Here is a 14,612-nt window from a genome sequence, read left to right as displayed (position 1 = left end):
GTGGCGTCGCCGTGTCGCCCGGTGGCGTCGCCGTGTGGGGTCGACACACCGACGTGAGCGGTCGACACACCTACGCGGGAGGGCGACACGTCGACGTGGGGGGACGACACACCTACGCGGGAGGGCGACACGGCGACGTGGGGGGACGACTCGCCGACGTGCCGGGGGTTACCAGGGTTCGTCGAACTCGCCGGCCTTCGCGCCTTCCACGAAGGCGTCCCACTCCGACTCGGTGAACACCAGGACGGTGTCGTCGGGGCCGGTGAACTTCGAGTTGCGCATCGCGATGTAGGTCTTGCCGTCCGTGTGGGGGACGAACGCGATCTCCACGTACTCGCCGTTCGGGTCGGCGTCTGGCTCGGCCGCGCGCTGCCAGTCGGCCTTCGTCAGGTCGAGGTTGCCGCGCACGTGCGCCTTGTCGTCGAAGATCGGCGCGTCGGCGCGGGTCTCGTCGCTCATGACCACTCGTTATACCGGTCCCGGGGTAGGCCCGCCACGGCGGGCATACCCCGGGGACAGGCTCAGGCCGTCTCCGTGATCGGTCGGTCCACCCAGGACATCAGGCCGCGCAGCTTGCGCCCGACCTCCTCGATCGGGTGCTGCTCGCCGGCCTCCTGGAGCTTGGTGAAGTTGGGCCGGCCCGCGTCGTCCTCGGACACCCACTCGTTGGCGAAGGTGCCGTCCTGGATCTCGGCCAGGATCTTGCGCATCTCCTCGCGCACCGAGTCGGTGATGACCCGCGGGCCACGCGTGAGGTCACCGAACTCCGCGGTGTCGGAGATCGAGTAACGCATCCGCGCGATGCCGCCCTCGTACATGAGGTCGACGATCAGCTTCAGCTCGTGCAGGCACTCGAAGTACGCCACCTCCGGCGTGTAGCCGGCGTTGACCAGGGTCTCGAAGCCCGCCTGCACCAGCGCGGTCGTGCCACCGCAGAGCACGACCTGCTCACCGAAGAGGTCGGTCTCGGTCTCCTCGGTGAACGTGGTCTTGATGACGCCGGCCCGCGAGCCGCCGATGCCCTTGGCGTAGGACAGCGCGAGCGCCTGTGCGGCGCCGGACGCGTCCTGCTCGACCGCGATCAGGCACGGCACGCCCTTACCGTCCACGAACTGCCGGCGTACCAGGTGGCCGGGGCCCTTCGGCGCCACCATCGCCACGTCCACATTGGACGGCGGGGTGATCAGGCCGTAGCGGATGTTGAAGCCGTGCCCGAAGAACACCGCGTCGCCGTCGTCGAGGTTGGGCGCGATGTCCTCGGCGTAGATCGAGCGCTGCTTGGTGTCCGGCGCCAGGATCATGATCAGGTCGGCCCACCCGGAGACCTCGGCGGGCGTCCCGACGGTCAGGCCCTCCTCCTCGGCCTTGGCCCGCGACCTCGACGACTCGGGCAGTCCGATCCGAACGTCCACACCGGAGTCGCGCAGCGAGAGCGCGTGCGCGTGCCCCTGGCTGCCGTAGCCGATCACCGCGACGCGGCGGCCCTGGATGATCGAGAGGTCCGCATCGTCGTCATAGAAGATCTCGACTGCCATGACTTCCTTCCTTAAGAATAGGACTGGCTACACATACCAACGCAACCTCAGGGGACCGTGACGCAACCCAGCCACCACCCACCCCGCCAACCCACACCTTCCGCCGAAACGCAACCAGCACTGTGAATTCCGGGGAGGCGGTTACCGCACGCCGGTGGCGGTGATCGACCGCGGGCCGCGGCCGATGGCGACCATGCCGGACTGCACCATCTCGCGCACCCCGTAGGGCTCGAGCATGCGCAGCAGCGCCTCCAGCTTGTCCGCGGTGCCGGTGGCCTCCACGGTCACCGCCTCCGGCGACACGTCGACCACCTTGGCGCGGAACAGCTGCACGGTCTCGAGCACCTGGGTCCGCACGGTCGCGTCGGCCCGGACCTTGACCAGGAGCAGCTCCCGCTGGACCGAGACACCCGGGTCCAGCTCCACGATCTTGATGACGTTCACGAGCTTGTTGAGCTGCTTGGTCACCTGCTCGAGCGGTAGCTCGTCGACCGCGACCACGATCGTCATCCGGGACACGTCGGCGTGCTCGGTCGGTCCGACCGCGAGCGACTCGATGTTGAACCCGCGCCGGGAGAACAGGCCCGCGACCCTGGCGAGGACACCGGGCTTGTTCTCGACCAGAACCGAGAGAGTGTGTGTGCTCATGGCTGTTCCGCCTCCCCGGAGTTCACAGTGTTGGTTGCGGTCCGGCGGATGGTGCGATTGGCGGGGTGGGTGGTGGCTGGGTTGCATCCCGTTCCCCTTGGGTGCTGCGCCGCCTCCCCGGAATTCAAAGTTGTGGTTGCCGTGGGTTGATGGCGTCCGGTTCGGCGCGTACCTGTGGCTGGGTCGCGTCCCGTTCCCCTTGGGTGCGGTTTGCCAGGACGCGGTTCCTGCTGTCGCATTTCCTCAGTCCTCGTCGAACAGCGGGCGGATGTCGCGCGCGGCCATGATCTCGTCGTTGCCCTTGCCCGCGGCGACCATCGGCCACACCTGGGCGTCCTTGCCGACCACGAAGTCGATCACGACCGGCCGGTCGTTGATCTCCATCGCCCGGTTGATCACCTTGTCGACGTCCTCTTTGGACTCACAGCGTAGCCCGGCGCAGCCGAGCGCCTCGGCCAGCAGGGTGAAGTCCGGGATCCGGTGCTTGTGCGTGCCCAGGTCGGTCTGCGAGTAGCGCTCCGAGTAGAAGAGGTTCTGCCACTGCCGGACCATGCCCAGGTTGCCGTTGTTGATGACCGCGACCTTGATCGGCGCGCCCTCGATCGCGCAGGTGGCGAGCTCCTGGTTGGTCATCTGGAAGCAGCCGTCGCCGTCGATGGCCCACACGACGCGGTCCGGCTGGCCGAACTTGGCGCCCATCGCGGCCGGCACGGCGAAGCCCATCGTGCCGAGGCCGCCGGAGTTGATCCAGGTGGCGGGCTTCTCGTACTTGATGAACTGCGCCGCCCACATCTGGTGCTGGCCGACCCCCGCGGTGTAGATCGCGTCCGGGCCGGCGATCTGGCCGATCCGCTCGATCACGTACTGCGGGGACAGCGCGCCGTCGCCGGGCCACTCGTAGCCGAGCGGGAACGTCTCGCGCAGCGAGTCGAGCTGCGCCCACCACGGCGACAGGTCCGCCGGGCCGCCGCTCGGGCCGTACTCGGCCCGCACCGCGGCGGTGAGCTCGGTGATGATCTCCTTGCAGTCGCCCACGATCGGCACGTCCGCGCGGCGGTTCTTGGAGATCTCCGCCGGGTCGATGTCGGCGTGCACGATCTGCGCGTCCGGCGCGAACGACGCCAGCTGGCCGGTGACCCGGTCGTCGAACCGGGCGCCGAGCGCGATCAGCAGGTCGGCCTTCTGCATGGCCGCGACCGCGGCCACCGAGCCGTGCATGCCGGGCATGCCGAGGTGCTGGCGGTGCGAGTCGGGGAACGCGCCACGGGCCATCAGTGTGGTGACCACGGGGATCCCGGTCAGCTCGGCCAGCGTGGCGAGCTCGGCCGACGCCTCGGCCTTGATCACGCCGCCGCCGACGTAGAACACCGGCCGGCGGGCGGCCGCGATGAGCTTGGCGGCCTCGCGGACCTGCTTGCCGTGCGGCCGGGTGGTCGGCTTGTAGCCGGGCAGCCGCATCTCCGGCGGCCAGGAGAAGGAGGTGATCTCCTGGAGCACGTCCTTGGGGATGTCGACCAGCACGGGTCCTGGCCGGCCGGTCCCGGCCAGGTGGAACGCCTCGGCGATGGTCTGCGGGATCTCCGCGGGATCGGTGACGAGGAAGTTGTGCTTGGTGATCGGGAGCGTGATGCCGCAGATGTCGGCTTCCTGGAAGGCGTCCGTGCCGATCAGCGCGCGGCTCTGCTGCCCGGTGATCGCGACGATGGGCACCGAGTCCATGTTGGCGTCGGCGAGCGGGGTGACCAGGTTGGTCGCGCCGGGTCCGGAGGTGGCCATGCAGACACCGACGTTGCCGGTGGCCTGCGCGTAGCCGGTGGCCGCGTGACCCGCGCCCTGCTCGTGGCGGACCAGCACGTGCCGGACCTTCGTCGAGTCGAGCAGCGGGTCGTACGCGGGCAGGATCGTGCCGCCCGGAATGCCGAACACGAACTCGACGCCTACCGCCTCGAGCGACCGAACGAGCGACTGGGCGCCGGTCACCCGAACGGGCGTACCCGTCGGCGGCGCCGGCTTTGGTCTGGCTCCATGGGACCGCGGCCCCGGGGTCGCGGCGACCGGGTTGGGCCGCTGTGTCGCACTGGTCATCGGCTTCAGCCTCTGGTGTGGTCGGTGTTATGCGACTGGCTCGTGGTCCAGGCTCTCACGCATGAAAAAACCCCCGCCGACCAATGGTCGTACGAGGGTCGCGCGTTCGACGCAGCCTGGCTTCCTCAGCGTCGAACGCGCCTGGGAAGTACGAGACCGGTCTGCTGGGGCACGCACGAGACGCTAGTGCGTTCAGAGTATTGACGTCAACTCTGCGGGATTGTGCTCCCGAATGCTGGACATGGCACCATAGTCGAAGTGACCACCCAGCAGCTGCCCCGCCGCCTCGTGTTCCGCACCCCGGCGACCGCGGTGCTCGGCGCGCTGCTGCTGGTCGTGACCGCGACCCCGTTCGCGTTCGCGGCACCCTGGCTGTTCCTGGTGTACCTGGTGCCGTTCGGCGCCATCGCGCTGGTGCTGCGGCTGCGCACCGTCGCCGACGCCGACGGCCTGGTGGCGCGGACCGCGTTCGGCCGCCACGAGCTGCGCTGGAGCGACATTCGAGCGCTGCGGGTGTCCGAGCGGTCCTGGGTGCGCGCGGTGCTCGACGACGGCAAGGAGCAGCCCCTGCCGACCGTCCGCGCCCGACACCTGCCCGCGCTCGCGCTGATCAGCGGCGGCCGGCTGGACGATCCCAGCGAGGCGCCCCCACCGGCGGAGCCCGTGGAAACAGCGGACCCCGTGGAACTCGACGCCAAGGTCGAACACGCCGTAGACCAAGACTGACTGGAGGAGCCGTGCCAGAGCTCCGTTCCCGCATCACCACCCACGGCCGCAACGCGGCGGGCGCCCGCTCGCTGTGGCGGGCCACCGGCATGACCGACGGCGACTTCGGCAAGCCGATCGTGGCGATCGCCAACTCCTACACGCAGTTCGTGCCGGGGCACGTGCACCTGCGCGACCTCGGCGACATCGTGGCCGAGGCCATCGGCGAGGCCGGCGGGATCGCGCGCGAGTTCCACACGATCGCGGTCGACGACGGCATCGCGATGGGACACGGCGGCATGCTCTACTCGCTGCCCTCGCGCGAGATCATCGCCGACGCGGTGGAGTACATGGTCAACGGGCACGCCGCCGACGCGCTCGTGTGCATCTCGAACTGCGACAAGATCACCCCGGGCATGCTCAACGCCGCCATGCGGCTCAACATCCCCACGGTGTTCGTGTCCGGCGGGCCGATGGAGGCCGGCAAGGCGGTCGTGCTCGACGGCGTCGCGCACGCGTCGTCGGACCTGATCACCACGATCTCCGCGTCGGCCAACGACAACGTCGACGAGGCTGGGCTGACCGCGATCGAGCAGTCCGCCTGCCCCACCTGCGGCTCGTGCTCCGGGATGTTCACCGCGAACTCGATGAACTGCCTCACCGAGGCGCTGGGCCTGGCGCTGCCTGGCAACGGCTCGACGCTCGCCACGCACGCCGCGCGGCGCGACCTGTTCTCCCGCGCCGGCACGACCGTGATGGAGCTGTGCCGCCGCTGGTACGGGTCCGACGACGACTCCGTGCTGCCCCGCTCGATCGCCACCCGCGACGCGTTCGTCAACGCGATGGCGCTGGACATGGCGATGGGCGGCTCGACGAACACCGTGCTGCACGTCCTCGCGGCGGCACGCGAGGGCGAGGTCGAGTTCACCCTCGCCGACATCGACGCGATCAGCAGGCGGGTGCCGTGCCTGTCGAAGGTGTCGCCGAACTCGATGTACCACATGGAGGACGTGCACCGCGCCGGCGGAATCCCGGCCATCCTCGGCGAGCTGTGGCGCGGCGGGCTGCTGACCACCGACGTGCACACCGTGCACAGCCCGTCGCTGGAGAGGTGGCTCGGTGAATGGGACATCCGGGCCGAGTCGCCGTCGGCGGCGGCCGTGGAACTGTTCCACGCGGCGCCCGGCGGGGTGCGCACCACGCAGGCGTTCTCCACGGAGAACCGCTGGTCGTCGCTGGACACCGACGCGGAGGGCGGCTGCATCCGCGACGTCGAGCACGCCTACACCGTCGAGGGCGGGCTGGCGGTGCTGCACGGCAACCTGGCCGAGGACGGCTCGGTGATCAAGGCCGCGGGCATCGACGAGGAGCTGTTCCGGTTCGAGGGCCCGGCGCGGGTGGTCGAGAGCCAGGAGCAGGCCGTCTCGGTGATCCTGAGCAGGGAGATCCAGCCGGGCGAGGTGCTGGTCGTGCGCTACGAGGGGCCCGCGGGCGGGCCGGGCATGCAGGAGATGCTGCACCCGACGGCATTCCTCAAGGGCGCGGGTCTCGGCAAGAAGTGCGCGCTGATCACCGACGGCCGGTTCTCCGGCGGGTCATCCGGACTGTCGGTCGGCCACATCTCCCCCGAGGCCGCCGGCGGCGGCACGATCGGCCTGGTCGAGAACGGCGACCGAATCCTCATCGACGTGCACGAGCGGCGCCTCGAGCTGCTCGTCTCGCCCGAGATCCTCGCCGACCGCCGGGCGAAGATGGACTCCAGCGAACGCCCGTGGCAGCCCAAGGACCGACAGCGCCCGGTGACCGCCGCGCTGCGCGCCTACGCCCGCCTCGCCACCGACGCGTCCTCCGGCGCCGTCCGCGACCCGTCCCGCGAAAACCAGGATCGGCGACATCCTGCGCCCTCCGCCGGACATGTCGAGAGCTCGGCGGATGCGACACGAAGTCGGCGGATAGACTGAAGTCATGTCGACGTTGCCGGGCGAGGCGCCGCGGGCCGAGTTGTCCGCCACGCCCGACGGGCGGTTGACGATTCCTGTGCAAGTACGGCGGGCGGCTGGGATCACTCCCGGACAAACGCTGGTCGTCTATGTCGATGACGGCCGGGTCGTGCTCGAGGAACGTGGCCACCTTCTCGCTCGTCTCCAGGACGAGGCGATCGCTGCTGCCGCTGCTGCCGGCCATGCCGGCGGCGCCGTCGATGAGCTGCTCGCCGACCGCCGCGCCGAAGCTACCCGCGACCGTGTCGACGAGGAGCCATTTTGACGGCAGTGCTCGACGCCAGTGCCGTGCTGGCATTGCTGTATCGCGAGCCTGGACATGATCAGGTCGCCGAGATGCTCGCTGGCGCGGTGGTCTCCACCGTGAACTGGTCCGAGATCGTGCAGAAGCTCGGGCAGCGAGGACACCCTGCTCCCGGCGCGGCAGCTGAGGGACTGCAGTCCCTTGGCGTGCACGTCCGTCCGTTCACAGTGGACGATGCGACCCGGGCCGCGTTGCTCTGGCCGGCGACGCGCCGGGTCGGACTGTCGCTGGGAGACCGGGCGTGTCTCGCCGTTGCTTCGGGAGTTCCCGAAGGAGTCGCCGTGACCGCCGACAAGGCATGGACCACGCTGGGCCTCGATATCCCGGTGCTGCTGGTTCGCTGATCAGAGGCAGGTACTGATCACGTCTGTCGGACCTGGTGTCGCGTGACCCTGAAACCTTTACGCCACTGCGGCCAACGCGGCCAGGGGGCAGCTGGGCGCGAATACCACGATCCAAGATCCGCGAGACATGGCCTAGACCGGTCGGGTGGTTCCGGTGCGTAGAACTACTTGATTCGGCCGTTCTTCGGAACACCCGTGCCCCGCTCGCTGTCACAGTGTGGTCGAGCGACTACTGGGGAAGGGCTGTTCATGGACGGCTATGGCGTGATCATCGAGGAGATCCGCTCGTGCGGCAGGGATGCGGTCACCGCCGGCGAGGACACCGGGAGGGTCGATCTTCCCGCCGCGGTGTCGGGTGTTGAGCCGGCGCTGCCGGGCAGTGCATCGGCGGGCTCGGCCAGCACCCTGAGCATGGTGTGGAAGACCCGGTTACGGACACTGGGCGACGACGTCGTCCGGCTGGGCACGGACCTGGGCGGCACCGCCGAGGAGTACGCGCACAACGAGGCGACCGCCAGGGCGAACCTGGAGACCGCGGACCGGCGGCACCGGAGGCACGAATGAGCGTCACATGGAGCGCGATCCGGGACTGGGACGCGGGCGCGGTGGAGGACGCGGCACAGCAGGTCAAGCTCCGCGTCGACGAGCTGAGCCAGGTGGCCGACGAGTTGAACTGGACGCACCCACGGGGTTGGCACGGCGACGCGTCGGATCGGGCCCGCGCGGAGCGAAAGAGTCTGGTCAGCAGGTTCGACGACATCGGCCACGAGGCCGACCCGGTGAAACGGGCGTTACGGACCGCGGCCGACGCCATCGAAATACTGCGGCGCGATCAGGACGAGGCCGAATACCTGGCCCGGCACTACGACATGATCATCAGCGACGCCGGAACGCTGGTCACCGACACCGGCCGTGGGTTCGACCCGCACTCCGCGGAGACCGCGGAGCGTATGCGGATAGCCCAGCAGGTGAGCGACGAAATCGCCCGGATCCTGGCGCAGGCCAGCATCGTCGACGAGGAGCTTGCCGCCACGCTGCGCCGGGCGACGCACCCGGCGTACTACCCCGACGCCAACGGCGACCGGTCGAGGCTGAACCCGCCACCGGGCGGCAGCCCGAGCGAGATCAACGAATGGTGGCTCGGCCTGTCCGAGGAGGAGCGCAACGAGCTGACCGCCACCGCCCCCGAATGGGTCGGCTCCACCGACGGCATACCCGCCGAGTACCGCGACACCGCCAACCGACAGGTACTCGCCGGCCAACAAGCCGACCTCACCACCCAGCTCGACGAGCTCAAGAACGAACTCGACGAGCATCGGGGCACGCTTGCCGAGGCGATAATCCGTGCGCAGATCGACGATCTCGAAGCCAAGCTCCGCGGTCTGGGCGACATCCAGAACCGACTCGAGAATCCGGATGGCGGGGCGCCGGACGCCTACCTGCTCGGCGTCGACGCCGACAGTGGTCAGGCCATCATCGCCATGGGCAACCCCGACACCGCCACGAACGTCGCCACGTTCGTACCCGGCACCGGCTCCGGACTCGACAGCATCAACGGCGACATGAACCGAACCGACAGCATGGCTGAGGCCGCGAAGAAGGAGGGCTCACCGTCCACGTCAGTGATCACTTGGGTGGGCTACGCCGCGCCGCAGGACCTTTCCGAAGCCGCCCGCCCCAGCTACGCGGACGACGCCAAGCGGGATCTGGACCGGTTCCAGGACGGCCTGCGCGCCACCCACGAAGGCCAGCCGTCGCACAACACGGTGATCGGTCACAGCTACGGCTCAACGGTCATCGGCCACACGGCCGCGAGCGAGGGGCTCGACGCCGACGACGTGGTGTTCGTCGGCAGCCCCGGCGTCGGCGTCGACAACGCCGCCGACCTGAACCTGCCGCCCGGACACGTGCACGCGACCGTGGCCGCGCACGACATCATCCAGGTCTCGAACGTCGATCTCGACCTCGTCCCCCAGATCGACACCGACGTGCACGGCCCGGACCCAGCCGGTAAGGACTTCGGCGCCAGCGTGTTCGAGTCCGACCCCGGCACCGAAGGCCCTCGCTACCAGGGCGGCCTCAGCACCGAAGCACACAGCCAATACTGGGACGACGGAAACAAAGCACTGAGAAACATGGGACTGATCATCGCGGGAAAGCAGACGGCATGAGTCACTCGAGATCAGCGTGGAGCGGACTGCTGCCGCTGGCCGTCCTGCTTGTCGCAAGCTGTGAAACGGAGCCAGAAATGCATGCCACGATCACCGTCGAGGAAGCCGAACATCGCGTGGAAGAATACTTCCGTCAGGCGCTCGCCGTGCTACCCGCACAAGCACGGCCCGAACCCAGCCTGATCGACACCTACGAATGCGACGATCCCACCGACTACGGCCCCAAAGGACGGAAGATCACCTCGGTCAACTACCAAATCCACGATCTGCCACGCGATGAGTACCCCGAGTACATCGCCGACCTGGAACGCTGGTGGCTCGACCACAACTTCCGCGTCCTCGACGACGAACGACCCACCTACGAATCCATCTGGGTCGAGAACAACGACGGGTTCCGGATGCGGATCATAGCCAGCGACAAAGGCAAGTTCGTCCTGATCGCCACCTCACCGTGCGTGTGGCAAAACGGCACACCCGAACCGGAATAGCGCCCGGCGAATCGCGAATCACCACGGCCAGGTGCACGTCGCCTTCCATCCCGATCAGGTCGACGTGGCCCTCCCCGCACAGCGGCGGCATCCCGGCCAAGCGCTGAGAAACATGGGACTAATCATCGCGGGAAAGCAGACGACATGAGCTACTCGAGATCAGCGTGGAGCGCACTGCTGTCGCTGACCGTCCTGCTCGTCGCAAGCTGTGGAACGGAGCCAGGAATGCACACCACAATCACCGTAGAGCAAGCCGAACAACGCGTGGAAGAATACTTTCGCCACGCACTTGCCGTACTACCTGCACAAGCCCGACCAGAAATTAGCTTGATCCACACCGTCGAATGCGACGACCCTACCGACAACGGACCCAAAGGTCGAAAGATCGCGTCTGTCAACTACCAAATCCACAATCTGCCACGCGATGAGTACCCCGAGTACGTCGCCGACCTGGAACACTGGTGGCTCGACCACAACTTCCGCGTCCTGGACGACGAACGACCCACCTACGAATCCATCTGGGTCGAGAACAACGACGACGGATTCCGGATGCGAATCCAAGCCAACGACGTTGGCGGGTTGTACTTGATCGCCACCTCGCCGTGCGTGTGGCAAAACGGCACACCCGAACCAGAATAATGTCCGGAGCGACGTGAGGCGTCGTCACGAACCGTCGGCGTCGTCCGGGGTCGCGGCGGCCGGGTCGTGCCAGACGATGCGGGCGGTGATCCGGTCCCGCACGCCGAAGCCGCGCAGGACGTCCTCGGGTCGCGGTGCGCCGAGGTGCACGTCGCTTTCCATGCCGATCACGTCGACGTGGTCCTCGTGCGCGAGGCCCCAGCCGGCGACCTGGACACCCACCCTGGTGCCGTACTCCTGCACCACGGCGAACAACCGGGGCGCGCTCTCGGCCACGACGGTCGCCACCACGTCCTCGAACTCCTCCTCCGCGCACAGCGGCGGCATCCCGGCCGGATCGGGCACCAGTTCGTCCAGCGCCTGACGGCGCCGCTCCGCCAGCTCGTCCTCGTCTGCCGTGCTCATCGGAACCTCCTCCTCGTTCGGTGCATGACTGAAGTCATCAGGGTCGTTAGACGTCTCACAACTATCATCACACTAATGGGTGATGACGAGCCACACTGCGCTGCGAGAGGATCTCGACCACACCCGTCCTGAGGAGGTACCCATGGCTCCCCGTCGTGACCCGTCGCCGCTGCGCTGGCTGATCGGAGTCGAACTGAGCCGCTACCGCGAGGCCACCGGGCTGAAGCTGTCCGAGGTCGCGGAGCAGACCGGCATGTCCCGGGCGAAGGTCGGCCACCTGGAAACCGGCTTCCAGCAACAGGATCCGGACGACATCACCACCCTGCTCACGCTGTACCGCGTGGAGCGGCGCGACCTGGACCGGATCACCGCCCTCACCACCTGCGCCGACGAGACCACCTGGTGGGCGCCGTGGGCGAAGGTCCTGCCGGACTGGCTGAAGACCTTCGTCGGCCTGGAGGGCCTGGCCGAAGCCGAGTTCATCTTCGAGCCGATGGCCTTTCCCGGGCTCCTGCAAACCGCTGACTACGCCACAGCGATCACCGCGGAAACACCACGCGTCCGGCCCGACCACGGTGAGCGCGTGGTGAACTTCCGGCTGGCCCGCGCCAACCGGCTCACCGACCCGAACCGGCCGCTGCGGCTGCACGCGGTGATCGGCGAGGCCGCGCTGCGGTTGGCCGTCGGCACGCCGGAGATCCGCCGCGCCCAAGTGGAGCACCTGATCCAGATGTCCACGCTGCCGAACGTGACCATCCAGATCGTCCGGCCCGAGGACGGCTTCCACACCGCGATGAGTGGGCGGTTCTTCATGCTGGACTTCGAGCAGGCCCGGCCCATCGTGTTCTCCGAGTTGCATGACGGCGCGGTCTACATCCAGGACCAGGAGCAGGTCCGGTCCTATAAACTCTCGGCAGAGAACCTGCAGCGCGTCGCGCTCGGTCCGGAGAAGTCCGTGGCGTTGCTCCGGTCCATGCTCAAGGCGCGGGAGTAACGCAAGGAGGCGCCCCATGGCCACCGATCTGCCCGCAGGCCTCACGTGGCGCAAAAGTAGCCTCAGTACCGACAACGGTGCGTGCGTGGAGGTCGCCGCCCTGCCTGGTGGCCGCGTCGCCGTCCGCGACAGCAAGCACCCCGCCGCCGGCCACCTGATCTTCCCCGATCACAGCAGCCTGTCGCTGTGTCACCCATCCACGTAGCTGTGTCTCCCTGTGGCGTCGGTGAGTTCGCCGTTCACGCGACCAGCCGGGAACGGACCTCGTGCCACCCGCCGCCACCAGGCACCACGACGACGCAGACGGGCATGTCACCGACGTAGATGGGCAACTCACCGACGCCGTTCGGACATGCCCAGCTCCTTCAGCATGAGCCGCCACTCGTCACATCCAGGGTGTCGTTGCTGTGCAGTCTCGTGGTCAGGCCGTTGACGATGCCGTACAGCTCGGCCAGACCGCCGGGCACGGCCTGATCACCGCCGGCGTCGACTGGTGCCCCGATCTCATGGCACCAGCCGTTGCGGTCGAGTGAGTCCATTCGCGACCGGAACAACTCGATTTTCCGCAAAGCTGGTCAACGTTCATGATGGTCAGCGACCATAGCCCGGTTGGTATCACACCACTCGTGACGAGGACTGGTGACATGTCCACATCGTTGACTCGACGATCCCTGCTCGCCGGAACGTCCGCGGCCGGTCTGGCCCTGGCCTTCCCCGGCGGGGCGGTCGCGCAGGAACTGGCGTACGCGGCGTTCCGGGTCGTCCGTGCCCAGCCGGGCACCCCGGACCAGCCCGAGATCACCCTGCCGGAGGGCTACGAGCTCGTGCCGGGCGACGCGTACTCGGTGGCCAGCCGGGCAGAGTACTACGCCTTCGTCCGCGGACCGCGGACCGGCCGCGGGATCGAGATGCGCGTGCGCTGGCCCGGCGTGGCGGTGCGTGCCGTGGTCCACCAGGACACCCGGCTGGACCTGCGGCGCGACCACGCCGGCTGCCTCGGCTTCACGCTTCCGATGACCGAGCCCACGATCGACGCGAACCAGCCGACGATCCAGGTCTGGAGCCATCCCGACGTCTCGCCGGGCCTGCACTTCCGGATCGAGCACAACGATCCCGATCGCGCGGCCGGACCGTGGGCCACCGTGCCGTGGCCGGCGGGTCAGGTGAGGTCGGTCGTCAACCAGCTCATCGCGACCTACGCGATCTGGCGCGACTCCGGCATGGTGGCGCGGGCCGCGGCGAAGGGGCACCGCTTCGTGCTGATGGGCTTCGAGACCAACAACACGCTGCACCCGGACAACCCGCCGCACTGGCACATGTCCTACAACTCGGGCCCCGACTTCAGCTCGCCGACGCACAACCCCCACTTCTGGATCGACGGCCAGGGCCGCAACTTCTACAACGGCATGGACGTCACCGGGCTCGGGCGGCTGCGGCACTACGTCGGCGATCCGGCACCCGTCTACGACTTCATGGGCGACGCCAACGGCGGTCGCGGCGACCTCGTGGTCACCTTCACCATCCGCGAGGACGGCGGGCTCGACATCGACCCGCCCGACGGGCCGGGATACGCCATCGCCGCCGGCCGCGACGGCGGTCTGGTCGATGAGGTCACCGTCCTGCGCGCGGGCCGGCCGTGGTTGCGGGTGGCGACCAAGGACCGGGTCCGGGTCGGCACGCTGACGATCAGCGTGGACGGTCTGCGCGACAGCACCGAGACCCGCCGCGAGGTTCTCCGCTACGACCCGCTCACCGGCGTACTGCGCTGACACCGACGCGGTCGGCCACGTGACCGCGGGCATCGACGAGGAGCTGTTCCGGTTCGAGGGCCCGGCGCGGGTGGTCGAGAGCCAGGAGCAGGCCGTCTCGGTGATCCTGAGCAGGGAGATCCAGCCGGGCGAGGTGCTGGTCGTGCGCTACGAGGGGCCGGCGGGCGGGCCGGGCATGCAGGAGATGCTGCACCCGACGGCGTTCCTCAAGGGCGCGGGTCTCGGCAAGAAGTGCGCGCTGATCACCGACGGCCGGTTCTCCGGCGGGTCGTCCGGGCTGTCGGTCGGCCACATCTCCCCCGAGGCCGCCGGCGGCGGCACGATCGGCCTGGTCGAGAACGGCGACCGAATCCTCATCGACGTGCACGAGCGCACGCTGGAGCTGCTGGTCGACCCGCGGGTCCTGGCCGACCGCCGGGCGAAGATGGACTCCAGCGAACGCCCGTGGCAGCCCAAGGACCGACAGCGCCCGGTGACCGCCGCGCTGCGCGCCTACGCCCGCCTCGCCACCGACGCGTCCTCCGG

The 14,612-nt window shown here is 68.7% G+C and carries 16 protein-coding genes and 2 pseudogenes; 12 read left to right on the top strand and 6 right to left on the bottom strand.

Features of this window, described 5'->3' with window-relative positions; genetic code table 11:
• Positions 1–168: 168 nt before the first annotated feature.
• The 4 genes from GEV28_RS37765 to GEV28_RS37750 form a co-directional block, all read right to left on the bottom strand.
• Entirely contained in the window at positions 169–459 is a 291-nt protein-coding gene (locus tag GEV28_RS37765; protein WP_291418386.1) for a DUF397 domain-containing protein, read from the bottom strand.
• A gap of 62 nt (positions 460–521) precedes the next feature.
• A complete protein-coding gene (gene ilvC / locus GEV28_RS37760; RefSeq protein ID WP_291418384.1) occupies positions 522–1,535 on the bottom strand; it encodes a ketol-acid reductoisomerase in 1,014 nt (337 codons plus the stop codon).
• A gap of 141 nt (positions 1,536–1,676) precedes the next feature.
• Complete coding sequence (ilvN, locus tag GEV28_RS37755; RefSeq protein WP_291418382.1) at positions 1,677–2,183, bottom strand: acetolactate synthase small subunit; 507 nt, start codon at positions 2,181–2,183, stop codon at positions 1,677–1,679.
• Between the two features lie 243 nt (positions 2,184–2,426).
• Positions 2,427–4,268 (bottom strand): acetolactate synthase large subunit, encoded by a 1,842-nt coding sequence (locus GEV28_RS37750; protein ID WP_291418381.1) that lies wholly within the window; start codon positions 4,266–4,268, stop codon positions 2,427–2,429.
• Between the two features lie 258 nt (positions 4,269–4,526).
• On the opposite strand from GEV28_RS37750, the gene GEV28_RS37745 reads away from it, so the two are divergent.
• From GEV28_RS37745 to GEV28_RS37710, 8 genes and pseudogenes are all read left to right on the top strand, one after another.
• Positions 4,527–4,994 (top strand): PH domain-containing protein, encoded by a 468-nt coding sequence (locus GEV28_RS37745; protein WP_291418379.1) that lies wholly within the window; start codon positions 4,527–4,529, stop codon positions 4,992–4,994.
• Between the two features lie 11 nt (positions 4,995–5,005).
• Positions 5,006–6,847, top strand: a pseudogene (ilvD, locus tag GEV28_RS37740) (dihydroxy-acid dehydratase); the annotation flags it as partial.
• Positions 6,848–6,938: 91 nt separating this feature from the next.
• Positions 6,939–7,238, top strand: a complete 300-nt coding sequence (locus GEV28_RS37735; RefSeq protein ID WP_291418377.1) for an AbrB/MazE/SpoVT family DNA-binding domain-containing protein — start codon at positions 6,939–6,941, stop codon at positions 7,236–7,238.
• A gap of 5 nt (positions 7,239–7,243) precedes the next feature.
• Positions 7,244–7,621 carry a type II toxin-antitoxin system VapC family toxin gene (locus GEV28_RS37730; RefSeq protein WP_291418388.1) on the top strand — a complete coding sequence of 126 codons (378 nt, stop codon included), beginning with the start codon at positions 7,244–7,246 and terminating at the stop codon, positions 7,619–7,621.
• A 249-nt stretch (positions 7,622–7,870) separates the two neighbouring features.
• Entirely contained in the window at positions 7,871–8,185 is a 315-nt protein-coding gene (locus GEV28_RS37725; protein WP_291418375.1) for a hypothetical protein, read from the top strand.
• Positions 8,182–9,792 (top strand): alpha/beta hydrolase, encoded by a 1,611-nt coding sequence (locus tag GEV28_RS37720; RefSeq protein ID WP_291418373.1) that lies wholly within the window; start codon positions 8,182–8,184, stop codon positions 9,790–9,792. Before GEV28_RS37725 ends, GEV28_RS37720 begins: the two co-directional genes overlap by 4 nt.
• A 77-nt stretch (positions 9,793–9,869) precedes the next feature.
• Complete coding sequence (locus tag GEV28_RS37715) at positions 9,870–10,280, top strand: hypothetical protein (RefSeq protein ID WP_291418371.1); 411 nt, start codon at positions 9,870–9,872, stop codon at positions 10,278–10,280.
• Between the two features lie 144 nt (positions 10,281–10,424).
• On the top strand, positions 10,425–10,919 hold the full coding sequence (locus tag GEV28_RS37710; protein WP_291418369.1) for a hypothetical protein: 495 nt from the start codon (positions 10,425–10,427) through the stop codon (positions 10,917–10,919).
• A gap of 24 nt (positions 10,920–10,943) precedes the next feature.
• Here GEV28_RS37710 and GEV28_RS37705 read toward each other — a convergent pair whose 3' ends face one another.
• Positions 10,944–11,324 (bottom strand): hypothetical protein, encoded by a 381-nt coding sequence (locus GEV28_RS37705; RefSeq protein ID WP_291418367.1) that lies wholly within the window; start codon positions 11,322–11,324, stop codon positions 10,944–10,946.
• A gap of 142 nt (positions 11,325–11,466) precedes the next feature.
• On the opposite strand from GEV28_RS37705, the gene GEV28_RS37700 reads away from it, so the two are divergent.
• Both GEV28_RS37700 and GEV28_RS37695 read left to right on the top strand, forming a co-directional pair.
• Positions 11,467–12,318: a helix-turn-helix transcriptional regulator gene (locus GEV28_RS37700; protein ID WP_291418365.1), complete on the top strand. Its 852-nt coding sequence runs from the start codon at positions 11,467–11,469 to the stop codon at positions 12,316–12,318.
• A gap of 16 nt (positions 12,319–12,334) precedes the next feature.
• A complete protein-coding gene (locus tag GEV28_RS37695) occupies positions 12,335–12,523 on the top strand; it encodes a DUF397 domain-containing protein (RefSeq protein WP_291418364.1) in 189 nt (62 codons plus the stop codon).
• 160 nt (positions 12,524–12,683) lie between these two features.
• Here the strand turns inward: GEV28_RS37695 and GEV28_RS37690 are convergent, their stop codons facing one another.
• Complete coding sequence (locus GEV28_RS37690; RefSeq protein ID WP_291418362.1) at positions 12,684–12,857, bottom strand: hypothetical protein; 174 nt, start codon at positions 12,855–12,857, stop codon at positions 12,684–12,686.
• A gap of 105 nt (positions 12,858–12,962) precedes the next feature.
• On the opposite strand from GEV28_RS37690, the gene GEV28_RS37685 reads away from it, so the two are divergent.
• Positions 12,963–14,087: a hypothetical protein gene (locus GEV28_RS37685; protein ID WP_291418360.1), complete on the top strand. Its 1,125-nt coding sequence runs from the start codon at positions 12,963–12,965 to the stop codon at positions 14,085–14,087.
• Positions 14,088–14,109: 22 nt separating this feature from the next.
• Positions 14,110–14,612: pseudogene (locus GEV28_RS37680) on the top strand (dihydroxy-acid dehydratase); the annotation flags it as partial.

This window comes from Actinophytocola sp. (genome assembly GCF_009379765.1).
Taxonomy (GTDB): domain Bacteria; phylum Actinomycetota; class Actinomycetes; order Mycobacteriales; family Pseudonocardiaceae; genus Actinophytocola.
The sequence above is the reverse complement of the archived record's forward strand: the minus strand, read 5'-3'. Positions and strand labels throughout refer to the sequence as shown.